Origin of the sequence: Rubritalea sp., assembly GCF_051252225.1 — a bacterium.
In the GTDB taxonomy this organism is placed as follows: Bacteria; Verrucomicrobiota; Verrucomicrobiia; order Verrucomicrobiales; family Akkermansiaceae; genus Rubritalea.
In genome coordinates this window covers 216,929-240,520 of the sequence record NZ_JBPOGE010000005.1, presented here as the reverse complement: position 1 = coordinate 240,520, position 23,592 = coordinate 216,929, and the positions used below count along the sequence as shown (strand labels likewise).

At 48.3% G+C, this 23,592-nt stretch carries 22 protein-coding genes; 11 read left to right on the top strand and 11 right to left on the bottom strand.

The features are described 5' to 3' along the window. The first annotated feature begins 3 nt into the window (after window positions 1-3). Window positions 4-870: a DMT family transporter gene (locus ACSHX2_RS07400; protein ID WP_435692069.1), complete on the top strand. Its 867-nt coding sequence runs from the start codon at window positions 4-6 to the stop codon at window positions 868-870. A 36-nt stretch (window positions 871-906) separates the two neighbouring features. Here ACSHX2_RS07400 and folD read toward each other — a convergent pair whose 3' ends face one another. Next, window positions 907-1,785 carry a bifunctional methylenetetrahydrofolate dehydrogenase/methenyltetrahydrofolate cyclohydrolase FolD gene (gene folD / locus ACSHX2_RS07395; protein ID WP_435692067.1) on the bottom strand — a complete coding sequence of 293 codons (879 nt, stop codon included), beginning with the start codon at window positions 1,783-1,785 and terminating at the stop codon, window positions 907-909. A gap of 45 nt (window positions 1,786-1,830) precedes the next feature. After that, window positions 1,831-2,493, bottom strand: coding sequence for a lysophospholipid acyltransferase family protein (locus tag ACSHX2_RS07390; RefSeq protein WP_435692065.1), 663 nt, complete (start codon window positions 2,491-2,493; stop codon window positions 1,831-1,833). 107 nt (window positions 2,494-2,600) lie between these two features. On the opposite strand from ACSHX2_RS07390, the gene ACSHX2_RS07385 reads away from it, so the two are divergent. The 4 genes from ACSHX2_RS07385 (at window position 2,601) to ACSHX2_RS07370 (ending at window position 7,103) form a co-directional block, all read left to right on the top strand. Beyond that, the gene (locus tag ACSHX2_RS07385; protein WP_435692063.1) at window positions 2,601-3,071 is read left to right on the top strand and encodes an iron-sulfur cluster assembly scaffold protein; all 471 of its coding nucleotides are present in this window, start codon (window positions 2,601-2,603) and stop codon (window positions 3,069-3,071) included. Between the two features lie 21 nt (window positions 3,072-3,092). Further along, a complete protein-coding gene (locus ACSHX2_RS07380; protein ID WP_435692061.1) occupies window positions 3,093-3,674 on the top strand; it encodes a DUF2062 domain-containing protein in 582 nt (193 codons plus the stop codon). Between the two features lie 73 nt (window positions 3,675-3,747). After that, window positions 3,748-5,766 (top strand): DUF1549 domain-containing protein, encoded by a 2,019-nt coding sequence (locus tag ACSHX2_RS07375; RefSeq protein ID WP_435692059.1) that lies wholly within the window; start codon window positions 3,748-3,750, stop codon window positions 5,764-5,766. Window positions 5,767-5,801: 35 nt separating this feature from the next. Beyond that, window positions 5,802-7,103 carry a DUF1501 domain-containing protein gene (locus ACSHX2_RS07370; protein WP_435692058.1) on the top strand — a complete coding sequence of 434 codons (1,302 nt, stop codon included), beginning with the start codon at window positions 5,802-5,804 and terminating at the stop codon, window positions 7,101-7,103. Between the two features lie 5 nt (window positions 7,104-7,108). Here the strand turns inward: ACSHX2_RS07370 and recR are convergent, their stop codons facing one another. The 5 genes from recR to rpsM form a co-directional block, all read right to left on the bottom strand. Further along, on the bottom strand, window positions 7,109-7,708 hold the full coding sequence (gene recR / locus ACSHX2_RS07365) for a recombination mediator RecR (protein WP_435692056.1): 600 nt from the start codon (window positions 7,706-7,708) through the stop codon (window positions 7,109-7,111). A gap of 2 nt (window positions 7,709-7,710) precedes the next feature. Continuing rightward, window positions 7,711-8,220: a hypothetical protein gene (locus ACSHX2_RS07360; protein WP_435692054.1), complete on the bottom strand. Its 510-nt coding sequence runs from the start codon at window positions 8,218-8,220 to the stop codon at window positions 7,711-7,713. Between the two features lie 145 nt (window positions 8,221-8,365). Further along, entirely contained in the window at window positions 8,366-8,977 is a 612-nt protein-coding gene (rpsD, locus tag ACSHX2_RS07355; protein ID WP_435692052.1) for a 30S ribosomal protein S4, read from the bottom strand. Between the two features lie 29 nt (window positions 8,978-9,006). Continuing rightward, a complete protein-coding gene (gene rpsK, locus ACSHX2_RS07350) occupies window positions 9,007-9,588 on the bottom strand; it encodes a 30S ribosomal protein S11 (protein WP_435692050.1) in 582 nt (193 codons plus the stop codon). A gap of 19 nt (window positions 9,589-9,607) precedes the next feature. Then, window positions 9,608-9,976 carry a 30S ribosomal protein S13 gene (gene rpsM / locus ACSHX2_RS07345; protein ID WP_435692048.1) on the bottom strand — a complete coding sequence of 123 codons (369 nt, stop codon included), beginning with the start codon at window positions 9,974-9,976 and terminating at the stop codon, window positions 9,608-9,610. A gap of 153 nt (window positions 9,977-10,129) precedes the next feature. On the opposite strand from rpsM, the gene ACSHX2_RS07340 reads away from it, so the two are divergent. From ACSHX2_RS07340 to ACSHX2_RS07330, 3 genes are all read left to right on the top strand, one after another. Then, window positions 10,130-10,684, top strand: coding sequence for a 5-formyltetrahydrofolate cyclo-ligase (locus tag ACSHX2_RS07340; protein ID WP_435692047.1), 555 nt, complete (start codon window positions 10,130-10,132; stop codon window positions 10,682-10,684). Between the two features lie 150 nt (window positions 10,685-10,834). After that, the gene (locus tag ACSHX2_RS07335) at window positions 10,835-12,394 is read left to right on the top strand and encodes a sulfatase family protein (RefSeq protein WP_435692045.1); all 1,560 of its coding nucleotides are present in this window, start codon (window positions 10,835-10,837) and stop codon (window positions 12,392-12,394) included. A 207-nt stretch (window positions 12,395-12,601) separates the two neighbouring features. After that, the gene (locus tag ACSHX2_RS07330) at window positions 12,602-13,423 is read left to right on the top strand and encodes a hypothetical protein (RefSeq protein WP_435692043.1); all 822 of its coding nucleotides are present in this window, start codon (window positions 12,602-12,604) and stop codon (window positions 13,421-13,423) included. A gap of 23 nt (window positions 13,424-13,446) precedes the next feature. Here ACSHX2_RS07330 and ACSHX2_RS07325 read toward each other — a convergent pair whose 3' ends face one another. From ACSHX2_RS07325 to ACSHX2_RS07310, 4 genes are all read right to left on the bottom strand, one after another. Next, window positions 13,447-15,561: a transglutaminase family protein gene (locus ACSHX2_RS07325; protein WP_435692041.1), complete on the bottom strand. Its 2,115-nt coding sequence runs from the start codon at window positions 15,559-15,561 to the stop codon at window positions 13,447-13,449. Then, complete coding sequence (locus tag ACSHX2_RS07320) at window positions 15,548-16,447, bottom strand: transglutaminase family protein (protein WP_435692039.1); 900 nt, start codon at window positions 16,445-16,447, stop codon at window positions 15,548-15,550. The genes ACSHX2_RS07325 and ACSHX2_RS07320 overlap by 14 nt, the downstream gene beginning before the upstream one ends. Beyond that, on the bottom strand, window positions 16,444-17,322 hold the full coding sequence (locus ACSHX2_RS07315; RefSeq protein ID WP_435692037.1) for a transglutaminase family protein: 879 nt from the start codon (window positions 17,320-17,322) through the stop codon (window positions 16,444-16,446). The genes ACSHX2_RS07320 and ACSHX2_RS07315 overlap by 4 nt, the downstream gene beginning before the upstream one ends. A 181-nt stretch (window positions 17,323-17,503) precedes the next feature. Next, window positions 17,504-20,068 carry a circularly permuted type 2 ATP-grasp protein gene (locus tag ACSHX2_RS07310; RefSeq protein ID WP_435692035.1) on the bottom strand — a complete coding sequence of 855 codons (2,565 nt, stop codon included), beginning with the start codon at window positions 20,066-20,068 and terminating at the stop codon, window positions 17,504-17,506. A gap of 203 nt (window positions 20,069-20,271) precedes the next feature. Here ACSHX2_RS07310 and ACSHX2_RS07305 point away from each other — a divergent pair, with 203 nt between their 5' ends. The 3 genes from ACSHX2_RS07305 to ACSHX2_RS07295 are packed head-to-tail and all read left to right on the top strand — an operon-like array spanning window position 20,272 to window position 23,591. After that, window positions 20,272-21,072, top strand: a complete 801-nt coding sequence (locus ACSHX2_RS07305) for a transglutaminase domain-containing protein (protein WP_435692033.1) — start codon at window positions 20,272-20,274, stop codon at window positions 21,070-21,072. Between the two features lie 57 nt (window positions 21,073-21,129). Continuing rightward, window positions 21,130-22,566, top strand: a complete 1,437-nt coding sequence (locus ACSHX2_RS07300; protein ID WP_435692031.1) for a circularly permuted type 2 ATP-grasp protein — start codon at window positions 21,130-21,132, stop codon at window positions 22,564-22,566. Window positions 22,567-22,586: 20 nt separating this feature from the next. After that, window positions 22,587-23,591: an alpha-E domain-containing protein gene (locus ACSHX2_RS07295; protein WP_435692029.1), complete on the top strand. Its 1,005-nt coding sequence runs from the start codon at window positions 22,587-22,589 to the stop codon at window positions 23,589-23,591. Window position 23,592: the final 1 nt, after the last annotated feature.

The window sequence follows — 23,592 nt, the reverse complement described above, 5'->3', positions numbered from 1 at the left end:
AGTGTGAGCACTCAATCCAAACTCCAATTGAGCGCGTGTACCTTAATCGCGCTACTAGCCTTCGCTGGTAACTCTGTGCTCGGCAGACTGGCTCTAAGCGATGGGTCCCTGGACCCTACAAGCTTCACTGTGATCCGTCTTTGGTCCGGAGCCCTCGTACTCACTCTCTTACTAAAGACCTTCCCCACTTCTACGAGGCAAACCAGCAAAGGGAGCTGGCAAGCGGCTCTCATGCTCTTTCTTTATGCTGCTACCTTTTCCTATGCTTACCAATCGCTAACAACAGGAACTGGAGCTCTCATCCTTTTTGGAGCGGTCCAGTTGACAGTAATTTTCACTAGCATCCTCAAAGGTCAAAAACTGCAACCAATCGCCTGGCTAGGTATGGCTGTCGCTTTTCTAGGCTTTATTTACCTAGTCACCCCCGGCCTATCAGCGCCACCTCTTGTTGGCTTTTCCCTCATGGTTATATCTGGCGTCGCATGGGCGAATTACACCTTGCTAGGGTCTGGCTCTAGAAATCCACTCAGCGATACCGCTCACAATTTTTTGCGAACGATCCCACTCTCCATTCCTCTGATTATTTTCTATTACCAAGACATCTCGCTGACTCAAAAAGGAGTATGGCTGGCCTGCGCATCAGGTGCGATCACATCGGGGCTTGGTTATGCGATCTGGTATCTAGTTCTGAAAAAAATCAAACCACTCTCAGCAGCTGTGATCCAGCTTCTCGTCCCTGTACTCGCAAGCATTGGCGGAGTCCTCTTTGCGAAAGAAGCTCTGACCCTCCATTTCGTCATCGCTTCCACCATTATCCTTGGCGGCGCTGCTACTGTCATTTTGGCCAATGCAAAAAAGCCTGTGAGGTAGTCCCCACAGGCTTTAGAAAATATAACATTGAGAGCTTTAGCCTAGTCCATTGGCGAACTTTGCAGCCTGAACTGTATTCTGCATGAGCATCGCAATCGTCATCGGACCGACACCGCCAGGAACAGGTGTAATAGCCTTACATTTCGGAGCTACTTCATCGTAAGCTACGTCACCAACCAATCTGTATCCACTCTTCTTGGATGCGTCTTCCACACGGTTAATACCCACGTCGATGACAGTGGCACCCTCTTTCACCATGTCAGCAGTCACAAACTCAGGTTTACCAATCGCTGCGACAATAATGTCAGCACGTCGGCAAACCTCAGCCAGATCTTTCGTACGAGAATGCGCCACAGTCACCGTTGCATTGCCTTCACGCCCCATGAGTAGCAAAGCCATTGGCTTACCCACTATCATTGAACGGCCAATGACAACAGCTTCTGCGCCAGATGTCTCAACACCAGCTTCTTTCAAAAGTCGCATACAGCCAGCAGGCGTGCACGGAACATAGCCAGTAGGGTCTTCCAGTGCGAGCTTAGCCACGTTTTCAGGATGGAAGCCATCGACATCTTTTGCTGGATTAATAGCGCGTACGATCGCGGCTTCATCGATGTGTGCCGGCGGAGGAGACTGAACGAGAATACCATGAACTGCAGGGTCACTATTAAGCTCTTCTACCACAGCCATCACTGCTTCCTGAGTGGAGTCAGCAGGCATTTCAACTTTCTTAGAAAAAATGCCGAGCTCCTCGCACTTGCGCGCCTTAGATCCGACGTAAACCTTTGATGCTGGATCTTCACCAATGAGAACTACAGCGAGCCCTGGTGTGATTCCCTTTTCTTTCAGCTCTGCGATCTGCTCTTTACATTCAGAGAGAACCTTTTCAGCAACTAGTTTACCGTCTATTTTTTGCATGGCTTTTCTTAGAGAGCCACACTCAGCTAGACAATAGTTAAATGACTAAGAGAGGTCATCGAGCCCCTGCTGCATGCATTTTTCTACTGCTATGCGTTGCTCTTCGAACATTTCATCAGAACTACCCTGAGCAATTTCAACCGGAGTTTCTAAAATAACATCTACTCGTGAAAAGGGTACTGGGATACGAAATGCATCCCAAGTCTTGAGCCGCCAAGAGTTTTTGTACTCCACTCTTATCGGCACTAATGGAGCTCCAGTAGCCTCAGCCATTTTTATAATACCCGGCTGTAACGTATACTTCGGTCCACGAGGTCCATCAGGCGTGATACACACATCGAGGCCATCATCCTGGATCGCTTTCCTCAGAGCGATCAGCGCTGCGACAGCACGGCGTGAGCTCGACCCACGTACCGCACCAATATCACAGACATTGACAGCACTCTCAAGCACCGCTCCATCCTTGCTCGCACTGGTCAGCACCACCACTTTGCGGTGGCGAAAAAATTTAAGCCGCACATAGGGCATCACAAATACGGTATTATGCCAAAACGCCCATAACACAGGTTTAGGGTAATCCCCACTGAGACCTGAGTTATCGGTGACCTTGATTCGTAGAGTTGAGCCGACAATTCGCAGCCCCCATCCAGCGACCGTACCTATGATACGCTGCTTCCTAGTTCCACGAATATCTGTCTTCTTTGCCATGTGCTGCGTGCACCATCATCCAACACTCTACATCTGACAAGTCCCAGCTAGTAAAAAGCAGCAATCTTTACCTTGCCAGAATAGCAAACAAGAGGAATGTTCCCTGCATGAGCGACTTCGAGGACAAGGTACGTGAAACACTAGCCAATCCACAAAACCAAGGGGAAATGCAAGACGCAGACTCCGTCGGCACTGTCGGCTCTCCAGACTGCGGTGATATGCTCCGCATGTGGCTCAAGTTTACCGAGAAAGATGGTAAAAAAATCATCGATAAAGCCTCCTTCCAGTCCTTCGGCTGCCAGACTGCCATTGCCGTCGCCTCCATGGCCACTGAGATGCTCAAAGGAAAAACTCTAGATGAAGCAGCCGAGCTCAATGCACAAGAACTGAGCGGCGACCTCGGAGCACTTCCTCCCATGAAAATCCACTGTGGCCAGCTCGTCGAAGGCGCACTCAAAAACGCGCTCGATTCAGACTCCACAACAGAAACTCAGGAAGGAACTCCTTCCAATACCCTCGCTAGCAATATAAACGACAAGCCGAAAGGCTCTATTCGCATCATCCCTCTCGAAGACTAAACTCTTTAAAAACTCGATCGAATGAAGCGCAATTATCTCAGAATGGTTCGTCGAACCTATAGATATCTGCGCCATCCTCGTATCCGGAAAATCAAATGGCTCACGCCATTTACCAAAGCCATTTTTAATCGGCGTTATTGGAAACCTTGCCGATCTACAGTAGCCAATGGACTATCCATAGGCCTCTTCTGCGCCATGCTCCTCATTCCATTTCAAATGGTAATCGCAGCACTTGGCTGCCTAAGAGGCCGTGGTAATGTACCTGTAGCTCTTGCAGCATGTTGGATCACTAACCCAATTACGCAACCACCCATGGCTGTGCTTCAATATAAATTGGGAAACTGGATGCACCAAGGCCTCGGAATTCCTCGCCCTCCCATTATTGGAAATTGGGAAATTATAAAGGAACACAGTGACATTGAAATCTTCGGTCACATCCTTTTAGAAGCGGGCACCACAACTATCAATATATCGGACTTCGTCATAGGTATGCTTAGTTCAGGTATCGCCCTAGGTCTCATAGCCTATCCTCTCGTATGGATTGTCAGTATGTTTCTGCCAAATCGAGGCAAAGCTGAAGATCCATGGGATCCGACCATTTGACACTCAATCAGAATTACTTGTAACTTCTCAACAGTGCTTCCGTATGGTAGATAGAAGACTCCCTATCTATCTTATGAACACTGCACGTCCGCTCCTCATTCTCTTTGCGCTGGCTAGTACTTGCTACGCAAAGAAGCAACCCCTCGCTGTGATTACCAACGCAGCTGCGGAAATCGACTACATCATCGAAGTGGCGAATGCAGAGAAAGATATTTCTCCCAATAGCATTATCGACGACGCCACATTTTTGCGTCGCGCTTATATTAATATCATTGGCCGTATCCCCACCTACGACGAGACGAAGTCTTTTCTCGATAGCTCCGCTGAAGGTAAGCGACAGAAACTTATCGAAGAGCTCACCTACTCGACTGGCTTTAGTTCCCACCTTTTTAATTTCTACGCAAACTTGCTGCGGCTCAAATCTAATCAGGAACAATTCGGTCTAGGCTGGCATGTCTGGCTGCGAGATGCCGTCAAAACGAACAAAGCCTACGACACTATCGTCAATGAAATGCTCTCGGCCTCTGGCCATTGCTCGACCAATCCTGAGGTAGGATACTACTTACGTGATCGCGGGATGCTCTTAGACAACATCTCAAATACAGCCAAAGTTTTTCTTGGCACCCAAATTGGCTGCGCTCAGTGCCATGATGACCCATTCGAAGACTGGACTCAAAAACAATACTATCAGCTCGCTGCTTTTGGCTCCGAGATTTCCTATAATAGCTCACTCGTTCGAGGCAAAGTAAAAGAAGTAGTCGATTTCAAAGTTCAAAAAAAAGGTGCCAAGCCGAGAGCGCAACTCACTAAAACTGAACTCAGAAAACGCATCCAGCTGAGCAAAGAGGAAGCGCGCGACCTCAACTCGATTTTCCGTAACTTCAACAAAAACGAAATCAGCCAACAAGCAGGTAAAATACTCACCCTACCAGCCGATTATAAGTACAACGATGGCAAACCGAAAGATGTAGTCACACCAAATATATTATTCGGTGCGGTTCCTAACTCGTCAGCTGACTCCCCAAAACATGAACAACTTGCTGATTGGGTCAGCTCTAGAGCGAACCCAATGTTTAGCAAAGTCATTGCCAACCGCTTATGGAAACTAGCGCTCGGCTACGGCCTGGTCGAACCAGTAGACAACTGGACCGACCGGTCAAACGTTGCTCATGAAGAAGTTTTAGATGTTTTGGTTCAGATCCTTCACACCTCAAACTTTGACATCCGTGAGACTCTACGAGTCATCTATCACACAAAACTCTTCCAGCGCCAAGCATGTGACTACGAAATCACCGATGGTCGAGTACACGACTTCCGTGGCCCCCTCCTTCGTCGCATGAGTGCAGAAGAGCTCTATGATTCCCTCGTCACACTCACCAGAGGAAATATCGACGACCAAATCAATGAGTCTCAACTCAAAAAATGGGCGAACTATCAAAATGGAATCAACAAGCTCGTCAATGCCTCACCACAAGAAATCATCAAGCTCGATGACCAAGCCGACATCGTAGAAGACGCACTTCGTGAACCGCAAAGTGAAGCAAGAAAGCTACGCACTGAAAAAGACAAAGCAGCTCAAGCTGGAAATACCCAACTAGCAAATCAGCTCAACTTAAAACTCAAACGGCTCTATAGCCAAATGGATGATATCCGTAAGGAAAAACAATCCATGAAAATGCAAGACATGAGCATGGTCATGCAAAACAATCTGCGCACCCAAGATAACATCCTGCTACGAGCCTCCGAAATGTCCCAACCATTCAAGCCAGGTTCACTCTCACGTGACTTCGGAGCCTCTGACCGAGAAACCACCAATGCGCAACACACGCACGCCTCTATCCCCCAAGCCCTCACAATGCTTAATGGTAAAAAAATTGACAATCTGATCACCCAAAATAGCCGCATCGGAAAAATGCTCAAAGAGTTTCACCGCGAAGACGACCGCCTCGATGTCCTATTCCTCTCCCTCTACAATTGCTACCCAAGTTCTGAAGAGGAAACAATGCTGAAGCAATACAGCCGCAGTAAACAGGAAATCTACATCCTCGCCAAAGCCATGCTCAACTCCAAGCGCTTCCTCTTCGTCCAGTAGTAAGCACATTTCCATCATTCTAACTTCTTAAAATAATGTCAGAACTAGACCGCCGCTCCTTTCTCGCCAGAACCGCTCAAACCTGTTTCGGAGTCTCTGTCGGATCCTCTATGGCAAGCCTCTTCAACTCCCCTGCATTTGCAGCATCACCATCCGTCAGAATGGCCGGCGGAGGTAAAGCCAAGCACGTGATCTACCTCTTCATGTCTGGCGGCATGACTCACATTGACACCTTCGACCCCAAAAGCTCTGCTGGCTCCAGCATCATGGGCGACACTAAAGCCATTGGCTCTAATGTGGATGGAATCCAGCTCGGTCATTGGCTCCCGGAACTCTCAAAACAAGCTGACAAAATATCAATCATTCGCTCGATGAACTCAACCCAGGGCGCGCATGGCCCAGGGCGCTACTTCATGCGTACTGGTTACACCCAGCGCGCCTCCATTGTCCACCCCACTGCTGGAGGCTGGGTTAATAAGCTCAGCACTCCTATGAATGAAACCCTTCCTTCATTCGTCACCATTTCCTGTGGCAATGACCATCCAGGAGCCGGCTTCATGGAACCCAACCTTCAGCCACTCCCTATTGGCAATCCAACTGAAGGCCTCAAGAATTCCTCTCGCTCAAAACGCACCACAGAACAAGACTTCAAGCGCCAACTCGAAGTCCGGAAAATGCTCGATGCCAGCTTCGATACAAAATTTCATAAAGGACACAAATCTGTCCGCGCCTATAATGAAGTCTACGACTCGGCCGTCAAATTAATGAAAAGCGAAGACCTTACAGCATTCGACCTCTCAAACGAATCCGCTGAAACTCACAAACTATACGGCTCCGAAAACTTCTCAAAAGGTTGCCTTCTCGCTCGTCGTTTAGTTGAACGAGGCGTCCGCTCAGTCGAAGTTGAACTCGGTGGTTTCGATTGGCACAACGACAACTTCCAACAAGCCGAAAATAAACTCCCCATCCTCGACAAAGCCGTCTCAGCTCTGCTTATCGACCTCAAGGCTAAAGGCTTACTCGACTCGACACTCGTCGTGCTCGCCACCGAGTTTGGACGCACTCCTAAAGTCACGCCAGAAGGTGGCCGCGATCACTTCCCGAAAGCCTTCTCTACTATGATGGCCGGCGGAGGAATTAAAGGCGGATTCGTCTACGGAGAAACAGATGAAACCGGAACCAATGTCACCAGCGAAAAAGTCACCGCTGCAGATTTCAATGCCACTATCGGCCACGCCATGGGCATCAACTACGATCAGACCATTTACAGCGCATCCAAACGTCCATTCAAGATGGCTGGGCGTAAAGGCGAAGCTATCACTCAGCTTTTCGGCTAGAGAGCTTACCTCCTACCCTGCAGAGCGCGCATGAGAGTCAACTCATCGGCATGCTCGAGCCCACCTCCAGCGGGCAACCCCTGAGCGATTCGCGTGACATCACAGTTTTTTCCAGCAAGAACTTCGGCGAGATAGTTTGCAGTCGCTTCCCCTTCCACATCTGAACTCAGAGCTAATATCACTTCTACCCCATCGAGCTTTTCAACTCGTTTGAGCAACTGACCGATCTTCAAATCAGCAGGTGTCACATTATCCAAGGGTGAAAGCTTCCCACCTAAACAGTGATAATAGCCGCGAAATGCACCACTACGCTCCATCGGTAGTACATCTGTTGGCTGCTCGACCACACATACTAAATTCTCATCTCTGGTGTGATCATCACACACCGAGCATCCCTCTTGGGTAGAGAAAAATCCACAGGTAACACACAAAGTCACATTCTCATCTGCGTATTCAAGCGCATTTGCCAGCTCTTGTGGATTACGCCTTTTATGCTGGATCATCCAGACAGCCATGCGTTCAGCACTGCGAGGCCCCACTCCTGGAAGCTTCTTCAACTCTAGAATCAGAGCTCGTACTGGCTCCGGGTAATCAGCTCTTGCCATGGTTAATTTACCTTCTTTTTGATAGGAAATGGGATTGTCTCAACCTTCAACTCGAGGCTCTGCTCATCGAGCTCTTCTCTCAGAGAATCACAAGGCATACGGTGCTGTGACGCGTACATTAATGCACAACACCAGGTCCAAATTAAAGCTACCACAGGCATCATTGGCATCCACTCAACACCCCATAAAACGAGACACGGAGCAGCCCCTAATAGTAAAACCAATGACATTGCCCCGATCAATAGACGTCTCCACAAATTCGCTGAATCTAAAGTAGCTAAAGCAACGAGAAGACTCACAACAACAGTAAGCGCCCAATTTACATATTGGGTTACGACGAATGACTCGGACATCAAAAATGGTTCGGCTTGCCAGACTTCATAAAGCCAAGCTTTAACTGCAGAAAAATACCCCATCAAATCCATTCCCACTGCCAGTATACTCCCAGTGAGAGCACATAGGATAGCAGGCAGCATTACGGAGCCAATGGGTTTCTGAGCGTGGGATTGCATAAGCGCGGTGCAGGCACTCATAGCGTCTGCCATCTCCACTTACAAGCGAGATTTAAAGCAGAAATTTAAGAGGCTTTCGTTCTCATAAAAAAAGCGCAAGAGCCTGAGCCCTTGCGCTTTTGTAAATTGTATAACCTCTGAGAGATTAACGTGAGTAAAGTTCAACAACAAGCTGAACGTTCACACCGTGATCGAAATCATCAGTCTCTGGAAGGCGAGCAATTGTGCCAACCATCTTCTCACGATCGATTGTGAGCCAGTCCTTGAGAGGTACTGCCTGTGTAAGGTCGAGTGCGCGAAGACCGAGCTGCTGAGAAGATGCCTTCTGAGCTACAGCGATCACATCACCTGGCTTACACTGGAAGGAAGCGATGTCTGTCTTAACGCCGTTCACAGTAATGTGACCGTGGTTAACGAACTGACGTGCTCCTGAACGTGAGCTACCGAAACCGAGACGGAAACAAACATTATCGAGACGTGTTTCAAGAAGGCGAACAAGTGTGTCACCTGTGATGCTACGCTGGCGTACAGCCTCTGCATAGTATCCGCGGAATTGCTTCTCAAGTACACCGAATTGGAAACGAAGCTTCTGCTTCTCACCAAGAGCTACAGAGTAGTCGGACTTCTTACGACGACCTGCACGAAGACCGTGCTGACCAGGTGGGAAGTTACGACGCTCAAGTGCCTTAGTAGGACCGAAGAGAGCTACACCGAAACGGCGGCTGATTTTATCTTTAGGGCCAATATAACGTGCCATAATAAAAAAGTAGTTAAAGTTAGGTTAAATTATACGCGACGTGCCTTCTTAGGACGACAACCGTTGTGTGGTACAGCAGTCACATCTTTGATTGCTGTGATTTCAAGACCAAGACCTTGCGCAGCACGAACAGCTGATTCACGACCAGCACCAGGGCCTTTAACGCGAACTTCTACGGACTTGAGGCCGTGAGACATAGCCTGACGGCATGCATCCTGGGAAACAACTTGAGCAGCGTAAGCAGTAGACTTACGTGAACCCTTGAAGCCCATCTTACCAGCGGATGACCAACCAATAGCATTACCATTGAAGTCAGTCACACTCACGAGAGTGTTGTTGAAAGTAGCTGTCACATGAACGATTCCAGTTTGGATGTTCTTGGACTTCTTAGCTTTGTGAATCTTGAGCTCTTCTTCACCACCAGCGAGTTCAGCGAAAATATCACGCTTCTTCTCTTCTTTCTTAGGTGCTTCTTCAGTAGCTACAGGTGTTTCTGTTGCAGGAGTCTCAGCAGGTGCTTCAGCAGCTGGAGTTTCTGTTGCAGGAGTTTCAACTTCTGCTGTTGGAACTACTTCGTCAGTAGCTTCAGTTTCTTTAATTTCTTCAGACATTGTATTTACAGGTCAAAGTTTACTTAGCTACACCCATTGTACGCTTCTTACCCTTACGAGTACGTGCGTTAGTCTTGGTACGCTGACCACGAACTGGGAGGCCACGCTTGTGACACTGGCCACGGTAACAGTTGATAGAGGTCAAGCGCTTCATAGCGGATTGCTGCTCACGACGAAGGTCACCTTCAATCAGAATCGTCTCGGAAGTGATTACCTTAGCAATCTTTACGAGTTGTTCTTCAGAGAGTTGACCTGTGCGGATATCGGCGTCGACACCAGCCTGCTCAAGAATCTTCTTAGCAGTGGTACGGCCGACACCGTAGATATATGGAAGAGAAGCTTCAATGCGCTTCTCATTTGGAATTTCGGTTCCGAAAATTCTTGCCATGGTAATCGGTAATTTAGTGTTAGTATTGTTGCTCCGCAGAATATTTATGCGCGTTGGTGCGCAAAGCGGGACGGCTCATTTACCAGAGATGACGTATCTGGCAAGCGGGAAATGACTAATTACCTGCCTTTTTCTTAATTTACACACCACCCTATGGATTCTGAACTGAAACAGCAAAAAAACGTCTTAAGGCAAAAAATGCGTCTGACACTCAAAAATCTCTGTGATTCTGAGAAGAAAAAACAATCAGACACCCTTTGCGAATGTATTGCACAATACGTTAAACATAATCCACAAATCAATTTAGTCGCGACATTTGCATCGCTACCAACTGAACCAGATTTAAGTAAATTACACGCCTCTTCCATTCAGCTCGTCTACCCTCTTTCACACATAAATGGGGTAATGGAATTTTATATCGTCGAAGACATCCACTCTCTCCGCCCTGGTCGTTATGGCATCCTAGAGCCTGATCCATCTCTCCATCAAAAAGTGGAACCGAGTAAGATCGATCTATTTCTCGTCCCAGCATACGCCTTCACTCTCGAAGGCAAACGCCTGGGCAAAGGAGGTGGTTACTACGATAGACTTCTCGCACATCGCGCAGTTCAGAGTAAGCTGATCGGCATTTGCTTTAGCTGCCAAATCCTCGACTCTATCCCCACTGAAGCACACGACATCCAAGTGGATGAAATCATTCAGATCTAGCGTTCGACCATTATAGCCTACCTCAATAAAAAACATGGGATGATCTGTAAGGAGCTCTACACTCGTCCAGTAAATATCCTGTCTCGAAGACCTCTACTCTACCGCATTGGCTGATGGCACTTCGATACTGAGACAAATATGAAAACACCTATGCATCACTTTAGAAAACTCATTCTGGCCACTTGCGCCTTAGCCCCCTCTCTTGCCTTCGCTGAAGCTCAGCAGGCACCAAACATCATCTACATCCTCGCAGACGATTTAGGCTACGGTGATGTCCAGTGCTTAAATCCAGAACGCGGTAAGATTCCCACACCTAACATGGATCGTGTCGCTGCCGAAGGGATGACATTTACCGACGCGCACACCAGCTCTTCCGTTTGCACGCCAACACGCTACAGCATTATAACAGGCCGCTATAATTGGCGCAGCAAACTTCAGCGCAGTGTGCTCAATGGATATGGTGAGCCTTTAATTCCAACTGACCGCATGACGGTCCCGAGCTTTTTAAGAGAAAATGGCTATACTACAGCCATGATCGGCAAGTGGCACCTAGGTCTTGGGATCACTACCACTGATGGGAAAAAAGCGAACGCTAAGAGTGGATTGAAGCAAAAAAAAGGCAATGGATCCTTCGCTCCAGCTGAGCTTTCAAACATCGACTGGAAAGGCGAAATTAAAGGTGGCCCCGTCGACCTCGGCTTTGACTCTTGGTATGGCATTTCAGCCTCACTCGATTTCCCTCCCTACGTCTGGATCCGCAACCGTAACTGGGTCGGTGAAGGAACTCACGCCAAGGCCTTCCACAGAGACGGACCAGCCAGTGCTGACTTCGAAGCTGTAGATGTCCTAGGTAAGCTTGCCGATGAATCAGTAAAATTCATCAGTGAATACAAGAGCGAGAATCCATTTTTCATCTACATGCCACTCCCATCGCCTCACACCCCCATCGTTCCAACAAATAAATGGAAAGGAAAAAGTGGCCTCGGTGACTATGGCGACTTCGTCATGCAGACTGACGACTTCGTCGGTCAAGTAGTCAAAGCTCTCGACGACAAGGGCATTTCAGAAAATACCATACTCATTGTCACCAGTGACAACGGAACTTCGAAGCGAGCAAACTTCAAGAGTCTAGAAAAACAAGGACACTTCGCCAGTGCACAGTATCGTGGATCAAAATCTGACATTTGGGAAGGTGGTCATCGCGTACCATTCCTTGTAAAATGGCCAAAAGTCATTCCAGCCGATAGCACCTCAGACGTGCTTACTTGCCAATCAGATCTCCTCGCAACCTGTGCCGAGCTTGTTAGCAAAGAACTTCCAGCAAATGCGGGTGAAGACAGCGAAAGCATCCTTCCTGTCTTCAAGGGTAAAAAAACCAAATTCTCCCGCGCCGGCATCATCCATCACAGCATAGGCGGGCACTTCTCATACCGCCAAGGCCAGAACAAGCTAATCCTAGCCTATGGTTCCGGCGGCTGGACTACACCTACCGAAGCCAATGCTAAAAAGCAAGGGGCACCAAAAGCCCAACTTTATGACCTCTCCGCCGATCCTGGTGAGCAGAACAACCTCTACAAATCCCAGCCTGAGCTTGCTGAACAATTACTCACTCAGCTCACTGATGACGTGAATACAGGAGCCTCCGTAAAAGACAAAAAATCTAAGAATGATGTTGAAAACATTGTCCTCTGGAAAAGCGAGAAAAAATAATAATCAACAATAGATCATTCAGACTGTGAATGCTTTAGCTAAGCAGGATAAACGCAGCAGCCCTGCCATGATAGATTTTGGGCTCACAGGCATCATGCCTCCGCCACAAGCGAGTCTAAACTAATCAAATAATCTTCTTCATATATTAGCGTGGGTCATGATAACTATCGTGACTCACGTTTTTTTTATAACAAAAACCACTAACACATGAAACACCCTCAAAGTATCTATTGGATCTCTATGGTCATAGTTGGATCGTTCACGACACTGCGAGGCACATCCCATGCTGAAGTCATCGCCGTTGATAATTTTAACTACGCGAATGGCGAACTCAGTAACCCCAAAAACAATGGAGGGAGCGGGTTCTCTGGAGCTTGGGGTGACAAATCTAAAGCCAACGATAATCTATCTACAACTGGGTACATCGTCAAAAACGGGGTCGTCGTTAAAAAGGGTATTAGAGCTAGAGTTACATTCCGCGGATTTGCAGAGACTGTTACTGAAAAATTTGCCGGGTCTAACGAGCTATGGCTCTCTTTTGATTTAACCAGAGATAGTGGCAGCTGGAGTGGCATTCAGCTTTTTTCAGGAACTACTGAGAGACTCCTCATCGGATCTAATGGCAAAGACAGTGCAGACTGGGTGCTCAAAGGTCCTAGTGTAAAAGACACTGGAGCTGGAGGTGAAATACCTAATTCGACCCAAGCCGCTGCAAAGGCTGTTGTTAGGTTAACTCTCTCCACTCCAGGAAATAGTTCAGCAGACTTATGGGTTGCCACTACTCCGACAGGGCAAGTCGATATTAATGACATCCCAAGCTACACTACAAATGGTCTAACTCTTCGAGGGATAAACACATTACGAATAGGAGCTGCTGGCAACCAAACAATTGATAACTTTGTACTGGGAGAAACTGCCGCCGATGTCTGCGCGACAAATCTCTCAGAGCCTACGCCGAAACAGAAATCAACAGCCTCCGCCCTCATTCACTTCGGAGGAGCATCACTCATTTTGAAGAAAAATAAGTGACCCCCTTGAACGCAAACATTCTGCTACACCCTCAACTGCCTTCTTAGATCCAGCGTGTACTGAAACTCAGGAGCCAGCTTCGCTTTAGTCACCTCTGGCTGATTGCCAATAAGATCCTCAGCTGATTGCCAGCGTTCTTCACGTCGCTTAGTCGCAGCCTTGACCGTCTTTGGTCGACCCTCATAAACCAATGACTTTGGATTCCAATAGTGGTAGCGAGCAGAGTGCGTCGTTTTACCTGACTTGCGGTCAACCCACTCCATCCACAATGGTGACTGAATCGGCACATGTGGGTGCAGGGCTGGGTAAGCGCTAGCGCTCTTGTAGCGCAGGCCACAAATCATACGTCCATCAACTTCTTTGAAAGGCACTTCTACTCCATTCACTAGCAACATGTTCTCAGTCAGCAATTTAGAATCAGAAAGAGTCAACTGTAAGCGATCACTAGAGTTATCCACCACGCGTACGGTCGAGCTCCCTTGGGCTTCCTCAGCCATTAGAGGCCAAGACTCAAAGGCTTGTCGTACATCTACGGCCCCACCAGGAACCACCAAAGAACCTACTGTTGGGCAGCGAAACTCAAATACGGGTCGCAACCACTCAGAGTCAAAATCAAAACCGTGTTTCTGCAAATCCTCACAAATCGCTTGGATATCCTCCCACAGAAATGCGGGCAAGAAATAACGATCGTGTAACTGAGGGCCAAAACGTTTCAACTTGCGTTTGTAAGGAGCCTTGAATAAGCGCGCTAAAATCGTGCGCACAAATAAAGCCACCACAGACATAGTATCGACATCTCCATAGGTTTCAAATGCACGGAACTCTACAATTCCCAAACAGCCATTTGGCGCAGCGATATTGTGAAATTTATCAAAACAAAGCTCAGCTCGGTGCGTGTTGCCAGATGAATCTGTCAGTAAGTTTTTAAAGAACTGATCGATCAATGGCCCATCGATTAAACCTTGCATGTTCTCTAAGCCCTCACAGGCTACCTCGAGTTCGTATAAGCCATGCTTAGGGCCTTCATCCACTCTAGGAGCCTGACTTCCGGGACCCACATGCTGGCCAGTGAAAAAATACGACAATGCTGGGTGGTGCTGCCAATAGCGTAGCAGAGAAGCGATCCGTTTAGGTTCTACCAAAAAGGGATTGCGTGTTTCATCTGGGCCGCCAAAGGCTAAATGCGAACCGCCACCGGTTCCATACACCACTCCGTTCAATTGAAATTTAGTCAATTGCAGCTTCACCTGAGCTGCCGCCTGAGCACATTGTTTTAGCACTCTATCATATTCTACCCATGTTGCAGTCGGTGGTAAATTCACCTCTAACACTCCTGGATCAGCCGCTAAGCCGAGTGTCGTCAACGCACCTTGCGTTTCACTTGGGCCATAGCCACAAATTACGATATCACGTAAATCTAGCTCAACCACAGCATCGCTCAACAAGCCTATGAAATGGCTAAAACTCCCCCACTCTAACGGTGGAATAAAAATCTCAATACCTCCCTCGCGCACCTCAACAGTCAAGGCGCTACGACTGCAACCCTCAGGTAAGTCATCAAGCGGCAAGCGTAAACCCACAGGGCTGTCACCACCAAAAAGTTCAATTGCATTATCCTTCGAATACGGCCATTCAACAGCACTCCACTGACCATCGCTACAATCCACGGGTAATACCCAGCCAGCCTTCTTTCCATCAACCTCCACCGCAGGAAGAATAGATTTCTTCAAACCTAACTTTTTCGCCAAAGACTGCATCAATGCTTTGCCATGTTTAGTCCCATTCTGTCCCTCTACATCATCGAATAACAAACGCTCGGTCTCAGGCCACAACGGCTCAAGTGAGGAATGTAACGTCATGAAATTCCAGCGAGGTAAAGGTTCTCCCGGATACCACTTACCAAATACCTGCATCGCCAGCGCTCCCGGATAGACTTTAGAAATTAGCTGGGCCGTCATCCGACGCGCATAGCCTAATTTTTCAGGCCCCATCGCAGCCACATTCCATTCAGGAGTCTCGGGCTGAGCTACGATGAAGGTAGGCTCTCCACCCATAGTTAAAGCTATATCTTTAGAGTCTAGATATTCTTCAACACTTCTGGCACACTTTTCTATCGCTTCTCGCTTATCGGGGTTCATTCATTTCCTCCATTTCTAGCTCTACCTCCATGGTCGAGCTGATTGATTGTTTTGCAAAATACTTCCCTTTAATAGGGTCAACAGCCGAAGGCTCATGCGATACTGCCGATGGTATAAAATACGCATTCGCTAAAATTCCATTTGTCGGGTCAAAGCCCTTCCAGCCAGCGCCAGGTAGGTAAACCTCCGCCCACGCATGCATCGAGCCGACAGCTCGATTAAATACATGTTCATCACCCTCACCTACCTCGGGATCATATAAATACCCGCTAACAAAACGCGCCGCAAACCCTAGCTTGCGCACTGCAGAGATAAACAATACCGCCATATCACGGCAAGACCCTGTTCTGAGTTCCAGAGTAGTATCAGGTGTCTGAATTCCTTCTTCATCTCTTCGAACGTAACTAATGTCGCGTCGGACAGCTCCATTAAGATCCGACAAAAACTGAACAACATTAATGTGTGTCGTTGGAACATTGACCTCCGAACGCAACCAGTCGAGCACTCGCAATGATCCTCGTGTCGGACCACTTCCTCCCATATAAGCCAACAAAGCTCTCGCATCTGGCTCGCGGTATGAAAATGGATAGCCTGTCGCATACGGCTCAAGGATGAAATCAAAAGGGTTATCGTCCAGTAAGCTCACTTCGATGTGCGTGACAAACTCTAACACCTCCGACTCAGTCAACCCGAAATTACACACGAGTTCTACATTTCCATAGGCATCACGCACCCAGCGTTGAGTCGACTCAGGAACGGTCTGGACTTCATATTTGTCCACGTGTCGGCGGTGATTATCTAGAGGGCGAAGTAGTAGCACATGCTCACCGAAATTCACCCTCCCAGCATAATGGTAGATCGTCCGGTGTTTAATTTTTACTTTCATTCTTTTTCCTCAGCTAAGGGGTTACGCTTTAGCGAGACCATCACATTGAGCTTTTGGTCATTTGCTCCCATATAAGTACCGCGCATGGGCGCCACATCATTGTAATCTCGGCCAACAGCGACCACCACGTGCCGCTCACCAGCAACCTGATTATTTGTCGGGTCCAGCCCCCACCAAGTTCCGCCGGGTAAACACACCTCCACCCATGCATGACTCGCTGCAGCGCCTATCATCTCTGGATCACCTAAAGTTGGGTCGTAAGCCTCGATGTACCCACTCACATAACGTGCTGGTATTCCATTACTGCGTAAAATAGCTAACATCAAATGCGCAAAGTCCTGACAAACACCACGGCGATCTTTCACAATGGTCGAAATCGGCGTACTCACATCCGTCACTCCAGATTTATACTCGAACTTTTGATAAATCCAGCTGTTCAAAGCGAGTAACGCGCTACCGATTTCCTCCGCTTGCTGAAAAAACTTCTTCCGAATTGAAAAATGCTGATTCAATGGCACCAGACCACAAGGCTTCAAGAACTCGTAATGTTGATAGAGCGAACTGTTATATATTTGACGAGCTTCGCCAATGGTAACCTCCAGAACCTCTTCTGCCGGCTTTACCACGAAGGTCTCCACTTCTGCCACCGATGTCACTGTCAATTTAGTGTGCCGGTGCGGAATCGAAAAAAACTCCACCATGTTACCAAAGTAGTCAATGTAACTATCGATCACTGTCTCTGGGTTGGTGATTAATCGGCGATCTAGCACCTTTTGAGATTTGTTCGACTGCGGCCACACACGTAATTCAGCAAACGATTCCGACGCCGGCTGAGTGTATATGTATTCGGTGGTATGTGAGACGCGGAAGCGCATATCCTTTTAAAGCTGAAAACCCATAATCGCCATCACCAACAAAGTAATGGCTGACAAAAATTAGAAATCTATGACCGCTATTCTGTTGGATTTATTGTTGGTATAAACAACAACTAGCAACTCTCACGCCAATGTCTCTTTTATTTCAGTGAAAACATGTGACGCTTATGAGCCACTACCTCTATTCTAAGTCAAAGAGCTCAGGATCTTGCGCGAAAACATTTTGGTGATTGAAGAACACATCATCAATCTGCTTGTGAAACTCCTCCACCAGCACAGTCAAATCCTCCAGCTCCGTAGCTACTTCACCAGCATCAATTTCAAGCGGCTCCACACCACTTTCCTCAACATCTAAGAAATCAGCATGAGACCTCTCAACCTTAGTGATAGAAAAACCCTTAAGGGTTAGAATCAACTGATCAAGAGACTCCTGCAACCTAACCCCTAACTCTAGTTCACCACTGACAGAAAGTGTCCCGATCGCATAATGAAGATGGCGCAAACAGAACATGACTGAGCTCGGATTATTTTCACCTAATACAATTAATCGAGATACCCGATCCACATACGCTCGAGAGCGATACTCGCGGCGGTAGGCATCCAAAGACCCTAATAATCTCAACAAGGCTGTTAACTCTGCACTCTCCGAATCTTGCTCACGATATGTTTTTATAATTGGGGGTAACGCTACTTCTAACACAGCCATCGTGCCCGTTGCGCGTTCATAAAAACGTCCAATGCGCAGAAAGTGCCATGCATCATCGTGCGAGAGTGTTCGTTCAGCTGTGCCGTTAAAACGTGCCACCTCACTCACGATGCGCTCACTTATCTGGCTCAAGCGCGCACGGGTTACCGTTTTTTTAGACTCTTGTCTCAGGTAAACCATCATTTCCTCGATCACCTCTAACACCTCAGGACTAATCGACTCTCTAACATTTTCTAAACCATTACGAGCGGAACCCAAACAGGAAGTCACTGACGCCCCCTCGCTCGAATCTAGCAACAAACTACGCGACAGGTCTAAAGTGTCGCGTGGTGGCTTCTTAAGTTTCGCAATCTCTTGCTGTCCAGTAGCCGCTGCTACCGCCTGCAGTAATGGCCAATAGGTACGCTGTTCCGTATGCGCTAATTGGTCCCAGCGCAATTTTTCTAAAATATTAAACTGTCGCGCTGTATTTTCAGCACGTTCAATATAACGGCCCACCCAGTAGAGAGATTCTGCGACACGACTACTGATAGAGAAACGCGCGCCAGCCTCCACAGGTCTTCGTTTGGGGGCTGACTTCTCCACTAGATCATCAGCTAACAAAACATCTTTCAAGCCGCTTGAAACTATCGACAAACGTCGTGTCCGATGCACTACAGGAGTCTGACGCGCCATTCCACCAGGTAAGACAATGGGCTCTGGTCCCAGAATATAATAGGCTCGTAGCTGCATGCCACGGCTAGTGAACTGGCCTTTTTTAAAAGACGCCACCTCCGCAGACTTCTGAAACTTTTGCCCGACAAAATACTCTGGATGCTTGCGCGCAAACTGCATCATTGAAGCAGCCGTACCAGATGGGCGCTTACCCCCGAATTGCTGCCACAGCATATCATGATCCTGCACGGGCTTAATAACCATCTCCTCCGGATTCTCCCACACATGCGAGCGCTGATCCAAATCATCCATATGATAAGTCTCAACCGTTTCCAAAATGGGCTGTTCCTGAAGGTAATGTTTAATCAGTCGGTCCGAATAACGTAATAAGGCGCGGTTGTCAGCAATGCCAACCCCTGGAGCATTCACCACAGCTACATTCCCCTTACGTACTACATTGATCAACCCTGGAACTCCACGCGCCCAGCGGTTCGGCATAGCGATAGGATCAAGTGCCGAACTCTCAATCCGGCGGTAAATCACATCTACGGGCTCAAGACCGCGAATCGTCTTTAAGAACACCCGGCTTTCACGTACTAACAAATCCTTGGGCTGAGCAACCGAGATCCCCATGTGACGTGCGATAAACGCTTCTTCGAAATACGCCTGCCCAGCATTTGCACTAGTCAACAGAAGCACATGAGGGTTCTTGCGCGAGGACTGAGCCCTCAACATCTCTAATAAATAGGTACTAAAGCCAGCCACCGGAGCTGCGTCCACTTGCTCGTAAAGCTCGGGGAACACCCCTGAAAGAACCCGGCGATTCTGCAGTACATGAGAAATCCCAAACGGCGTCCCCATATGGTTCTCGCTCACCTGCCAATTCCCACCACCCACATCAACTAAATCGAAGGCGCCAAACTGAGAGTACTCACCATTCGGCGCTTCAATCCCATTTAACTGACGTAACAAAGCCGGGTCTCGCAATGCAAGCTCGTGCGGAATCACTCGCTGGCGTAATACATTCTGCGATCCGTACATATCTGCCACATAGGCATTAAACGCCAATGCTCGCTGCACGACTCCAGCCGAAATCCGCTTCCACTCATCTGCCGGAATCACAACCGGGAAAAGATCTAATCTCCAAGGGTTCGCCGACTTTTTCAATTGCGATGCATCTGAAAACTGTAAACTCAGTTCATCAACTTCGTGATTCAACCGTTTTTGACGTTGATTCAATTGCTTACGCGAAAAGCCCTGAAATACATCTACTACAGGCGCGTAATGTGGACGCGCAGAACCATCCTCATTGAACACAGCGTCACCTGCACCTCCTGGACATCCCAAGAAATGGTTTACAGACGCATCGTTGGATGGTGTCGACATAGGTGCAGATCAATGCCTGTCTTGGGCCCGCATTCAAAACAATTTTTAAAAGAAACGACAAATCATCCACATTTAGTCAAACACCCCCCCGATACTGAACTATCTTTTACTTATTTAAAAGCATGCTTGCTCTTGCCCTAACCATCGAGTTTTCTATAGGTAGATCAATCAGTTTTAACTCATCTTGAAAGACACTCCCAACAATGTGGCTTTACGCAACTAGCACCCTTGAATTCCAAATCCCTGAGGAAACCCCATTTCTGCTGATGCTTCGCCCACGTAGCGGATGGCAACAGTGGATCAGCCGGGAGCAATACCTCCTCACGCCTAACGTGCCCATGATGGAATTCACCGACCCTTTTGGCAATCTCTGCCAGCGAGTCGTTGTACCAGCAGGCCCTCTCACCATTCAGACTGCTGTCGATGCAGAGGTCCCTGACGGCTGTGACACGGCACCCGGCGCACCTTTTACAGAAGTCCAAAAGCTTCCTAACGATACCCTGCCATTCCTACTTCCGAGCCGTTATTGCGAATCTGATCGCTTTATGAACCTCGCCTATCAGGTCACTAACGAAGCCGCTCACGGCTACGACCAGTGTACAGCCATCGTCGACTACATCCGCACTGCGAAAGCCTACGGCCCAGGCTTAGGCAATGACATTATCAGTGCCTGCGAAGCGAATCAACGCTCCCATTTAGTTTGCCGCGACATGGCTCACATCGGTATCGCCTGTTGTCGCGCACTCTCTATCCCCGCACGCATGGTTGTCGGCTACCTCGAATCACTCGAACCCATGGACCTACATGCTTGGTTTGAAGCCTACGTAGGAGGCCGTTGGTATACCTTCGACCCCACCCAAGAAGACAACAGTGGCGGCCGAATTGCCATTGCCTACGGTCGAGACGCCGCAGATGTCGCTATCTATACTCAATTTGGACCACCGGTAAACCTCATCAGTATGGCAGTTTCTGTCACACGTAAATCAACCCCACCAAGCATGTGAGAGTGCTAATTGTTAGCTATCTAAACAATTGGCACAGCAAATGCTTAACTAATCTAAATGTTCACAGAATACCAAAAAGGAGCGTTTTTTGACGAAATGTTCAGGAATGAGCAGCTCGATCATTTCGACCACTATTCCGCGCTACGCAATCGCTTCTCTAACCTGAGCCCGCAAGAGCTCAATGAGAAACAACTTCTAGTCAATGACGGCTTTCTCGAGCAGGGTGTCACTTTCACCGTTTATGGTGACGACAAAGGTACAGAACGCATCTTTCCCTTTGACCTCATTCCACGCATCATACCTAATTCGGAATGGCAAATGGTCGAGCAAGGTCTCACACAGCGTATTCTCGCTCTGAATCTCTTTTTACATGACATTTACCACGATGCACAAATCGTCAAGGACGGCATCATCCCTGAATCTGTAGTCAAAGAAGCCGCACACTACCGCCCAGAAATGTGTGGAGTCGATGTACCGAAAGATATCTACCTACAGATTTGTGGCACAGATCTTATCCGCGACGATAAGGGGAAATACCTCGTTCTAGAGGACAATGGCCGCTGCCCATCAGGAGTATCCTATCTGCTAGAAAACCGCGAGGCTATGAAGCGCGCCTTTCCTTCTGTCTACCGCGAATCGGGGGTCCGTCCAGTCGACAATTACCCAGATATCCTCCTCAAGACGCTTGAGCACCTCTCCCCGCGTGAAGGCCACAAGCCAGTCTGTGTACTTCTTACTCCAGGGGTCTATAACAGCGCCTACTTTGAGCATTCTTTTCTCGCCCTGAAAATGGGCATTGAGATTGTTGAAGGGCGCGACCTAATTGTCCTCAACAACTACGTCTTCATGCGTACTACGAAAGGGCTAGTCCAAGTTGATGTCATTTACCGCCGACTCGACGATGACTTCCTCGATCCACGCGTCTTCCGTAAAGACTCCATGCTCGGTGTACCTGGCCTTATGGAAGCCTATCTCAACGGAAATGTCGCTTTAGCCAATGCCGTGGGAACTGGTGTCGCTGACGATAAAGTCACCTACGCCTATGTGCCGGACATGATCAAATATTACCTTGATCAAGACCCTATCCTCGAAAGCGTCCCGACTTACCTCGCATGGCGTGATGATGACCGTAAATTCATCTTGGAGAACCTCGAATCACTCGTTGTTAAAGCCGCCAATGAATCTGGTGGCTACGGTATGCTCATGGGGCCTACTTCAACAGCTAAAGAGCGCGCAGAGTTTTCGGCTAAAATTAAAGACAATCCGCGAAACTACATCGCACAGCCAGTCGTCTCACTCTCACGCCACCCGACTATCTGTCCAGGTGATGCTATCGAAGGTCGCCATATCGACCTCCGCCCATTCATCCTCTACGGCGATAAAATCGAAATCATCCCTGGTGGGCTCACCCGCGTCGCCCTTACTAAAGACTCTCTTATCGTCAACTCCTCCCAAGGTGGTGGCAGTAAAGACACCTGGGTCCTCTACAAATAACAACTTTCTAATCTGACCCAATGCTTTCACGAGTCGCTAACAGCCTTTACTGGCTCAGCCGTTATTTAGAACGTGCTGAAAACTTAACCCGCCTAGTCGATGTAAATCGCTACGACGAGCTTGATACTATCACTAGTATCAAAGATACTGAACCATCATGGAGCCCACTGCTACATGCTACTTGTTCACAGGAGAAATACGAAGCGGCTATAGAAGCCTCTGACGCTGACATAGACGTTAGTTGGTTTATCACCTTTTCCACTAGTACGGATGATTCTATCCGCCAATGTATCGCTCAAGCCCGAGAGAATGCACGGATGGTGCGAGACCAGATTTCTGAGGAAATGTGGTTGGAGCTAAATAGCTTCCACCTCTTCTTGCAGTCTGAAGAAGCGGAGACACTCTGGCTCAACCGGCCAGAGGCATTTTACCGGAAAACGATTAAAGCCTGCATGCTCTTAGCTGGACTCATTCATGCAACAGTCTTACATGATGAAGGTTGGTACTTCATGGAAGTTGGTCGCTATCTCGAACGCGCTGACAAGACCACTCGCGTACTCGACATGCTCACCTTTCAGAAGAATCCTGACACAGGAAAACTGGCTTCAGCTCTGCGCTCCTGCTCAGCTCTCTCAGCTTTTCGAGCGGAAAATCGTGGGGAAATCACTTTAGACAATGTGATAGACTTCCTTCTGTTCTCCCCTTCCTTCCCTCGCTCCGTCCGCTTCTGTCTCCGTCAAGTAGACACTCAGCTCCACGCGATATCTGGCAGCTTCAGCGGTAGTTTCACCAATGAGGCCGAACGACTTGCTGGCAGCGCCCTCGCGCAGCTCAACTTCTCCAGCATCCAAAATGTTCTCAGCGTAGGCTACCACGATTACATCGATGAATTGCAGCTGCAGTTCAATCGCATTGGTCGTCAGGTGTTCGAAACCTACATTTTGCTACCACAAGAAATCAACAGCCTGCCTAAATACAGCAGCCCACAATGGCAGCAGCAGCAGCAGCAGCAGCAACAGCAATAAT